Annotated in this window: 4 protein-coding genes and 1 pseudogene; 2 read left to right on the top strand and 3 right to left on the bottom strand. The window is 65.0% G+C overall.

Annotated features, from left to right (window positions below):
• A partial coding sequence (locus E4L96_RS06260) for a LysR family transcriptional regulator (protein ID WP_135206360.1) occupies nt 1-203 on the bottom strand: 203 nt, incomplete at its 3' end.
• A 69-nt stretch (nt 204-272) separates the two neighbouring features.
• Entirely contained in the window at nt 273-506 is a 234-nt protein-coding gene (locus E4L96_RS06255; RefSeq protein ID WP_135206359.1) for a TIGR04438 family Trp-rich protein, read from the bottom strand.
• Between the two features lie 133 nt (nt 507-639).
• Between E4L96_RS06255 and E4L96_RS06250 the strand changes: the two genes are divergently transcribed.
• Both E4L96_RS06250 and E4L96_RS06245 read left to right on the top strand, forming a co-directional pair.
• A complete protein-coding gene (locus tag E4L96_RS06250; RefSeq protein WP_135206358.1) occupies nt 640-948 on the top strand; it encodes a c-type cytochrome in 309 nt (102 codons plus the stop codon).
• A gap of 195 nt (nt 949-1,143) precedes the next feature.
• A complete protein-coding gene (locus E4L96_RS06245; RefSeq protein ID WP_135206357.1) occupies nt 1,144-2,364 on the top strand; it encodes a DUF4382 domain-containing protein in 1,221 nt (406 codons plus the stop codon).
• 37 nt (nt 2,365-2,401) lie between these two features.
• On the opposite strand, the pseudogene E4L96_RS23570 reads toward E4L96_RS06245, so the two are convergent.
• Nucleotides 2,402-2,731: pseudogene (locus E4L96_RS23570) on the bottom strand (hypothetical protein); the annotation flags it as partial.

Genomic DNA, 2,731 nt, shown 5'->3' with positions numbered 1-2,731 from the left:
GGCAGCAGGACGTCGCCGGCGGGCGTGAGCGCGACGCCGCGGCGGTTGCGGGCGAACAGGGCAGCGCCGAGCGCGTCTTCGAGACCGGCGATGGCCTGGGAGAGCGGCGGCTGCGTGATGTGCAGGCGCGCGGCGGCGCGGCCAAAATGCAGCTCCTCGGCCACCACCACGAAGTAGCGCAGCACGCGCAGGTCGATATTCATATGCCCAAGGCCCTGTTTGAGGCTCTGTGATATGCGCAGCGTATCACAGGCGAAGGCCCGGGCGAGCGGTCAGCGCTTCTTGTTCTGCTGGTCGAAGGCCTGCTTGACGCGGGCCTTGCGGCGCTTTTCGTCTTCGTTGTGCTCCTTCTTCTTGTCGAGGCCGAGGATTTTTTCGATGTACTCGAACCAGACGAAGGCGAGCGCCATCAGCCCGACGATCCACCACCAGGACAGGCCGGCGAACTTCCATACCTCGAAGTAGCGCAGTGCCACAAGGGCAACAATGAGAAGAATGAGCGGCATAGGACGATTCCTTAAACAGTCACAGGATATTACAAATTGTGCGTTCCGGACAGCAACAAACGTCAACCGTATCGATAGTGAGACGTTCTGATACGGTGTAGAATGTCCTCACACTCGTTAGGGAGAAAAGTGTATGAAACGTACGATGTTGGCAGTACTGGTGGCCCTGGCCTCGGCCGGCGCAATGGCTCAGAACCCGGCCGATCTGGCCAAGGCAAAGAACTGCCTGGCTTGCCACTCGGTGCAGAACAAGCTGGTCGGTCCAGCCTACAAGGATGTCGCGGCCAAGTACGCAGGCCAGAAGGGCATCGAAGACAAGCTGGTCGCCAAGATCATCAAGGGCGGTTCGGGTTCCTGGGGTGCGGTGCCGATGCCGGCCAACCCGCAGGTGTCGGAAGCCGAAGCCCACACCCTGGTCAAGTGGATCATGGCTCAGAAGTAAGCCGATTCCTGCTCCAGTGAAGAACGCGCCTCAGGGCGCGTTTTTCGTTTCCGACAGGAGCCGGAGGAATGCAGGCGGATGCAAGTGTAAGACATTGTTTCAATGTGCGTTGGGCCACATTCACAATTGCTCTAAAGATATATTCTGTGCGTACGCGTCCCGCAGGGAACACGTTATCAATATGAGGTACAGAATATGAAAGCATCCCTTTTCCCCATTCTCGGCTGTTCCGCCGTCGCGGCCTTGCTGGCAGCCTGCGGCGGTGGTGGCGGTGGCAGCAGCGGCGGCACGACGGCCCCGCCAGCCACCACGGCGGGCACCCTGTCGGTGGCCCTGACCGATGCTCCGGCCTGCGGCTTCGACGCCGTCAACATCACCGTCAACAAGGTGCGCGTGCACCAGAGTGCCAGCGCGTCCGACACCGACAGCGGCTGGACCGACATCACGCTCAACCCGGCCCGCAAGATCAACCTGCTCAACCTGACCAACGGCACGCTCGACGCGCTCGGCCAGACCGCGCTGCCAGCGGGGCACTACTCGCAGCTGCGTCTCGTACTCGATGCGAACGCGGGCACCGGCCTGGCCAACTCGGTGGTGCCGACGGGCGGCACGGAGAAGTCGCTGGAGACGCCGAGCGCGGTCCAGAGCGGCATCAAGCTGGTGAACGAATTCGACGTCGCCGCCGGACAGAAGGTCGACCTGGTGCTGGACTTCGACGCCTGCAAATCGGTGGTCACGCGCGGCAACGGCAAGTACGCGCTCAAGCCGGTGGTGAAGGTGATTCCGTCGGCGATCAACGGCATCACGGGCTTCATCGCGACGGCGGCGCTGGGCAAGCACGTCACCGTGTCGGCGCAGCAGAACGGCAGCATCGTCAGCTCCACCACGCCGAATGCGACCACGGGTGAGTTCATGCTGGCGCGCCTGGCGCCGGGCAATTACGACGTGGTGATCACGGCGGACAACAGCGCGGCCAGCGTGATCGGGGCGGTGCCCGTGGCTTCCACATCCAGCACCACTGCACTCAGCACGGCGGCGGCACCGATTGCGCTGGCTGACAGCGCGGTGGGTTCGATCGCAGGCACGGTGACGCTGTCTCCGGCCAGCAGCACCGAGGCGGCGTATGTGGCGGCCAAGCAGTCGTTCGCGGCGGGGCCGGTGGTCACGGTGCGCTACAAGGGTGCGGACCTGAGCACGGGGGCGTACAGCATCGACGGTCTGCCGCTGAAGGCGCCGCAGTACGCGGTCTACAGCAGCGCACTGCCGCTCGTGTTTGCGCCTGCCGCCACGGTGACGCCGGGCGTGGCGATGTACCAGATCGATGCGAGTGCGACGGGCTATGCGGCGAAGTCGGTGGCCAAGGTGGACATCGGCACGCAGAACCAGTCGAACGTGAACTTCACGTTGACGCCGTAAGCTGAGGGCCGCTGGCCGCTGGAGCGCGCCGGCCGCATCAGCGGGCAGCGCGCCAGTCCTGGGCGGCGGCGGCTTTTTCGGCGGCGGCGTCCAGGGCGGGACCGTTGATGCGGGCATCGACGGCGTCGAGGATGGCGGCGGGCATGGAGGAGGCCTGGCGGTAGGTACTGCCTGCCGCGGTCGTGGGCGTAGTCTGGGCCAGCATGGGCAGGGACCATTGTTCGCCCACGCGGCAGGCCAGGCCCGCGGTGGACTGGTACGTGAAGGTGCGGCAGTAGGCGCCATCGCGCGCGCGGAAGCTCACGCCGACGCGGACCGCGCCCGGTGCATCGGCCGCCAATTGGTGCGACAGGGCCGCGGCCAGTTC

It is taken from the genome of Zemynaea arenosa, assembly GCF_004614185.1.
Lineage (GTDB): Bacteria > Pseudomonadota > Gammaproteobacteria > Burkholderiales > Burkholderiaceae_D > Telluria > Telluria arenosa.
Note: the sequence above shows the minus strand (reverse complement) of the source record. Positions and strands in the feature narration are given on the sequence as shown.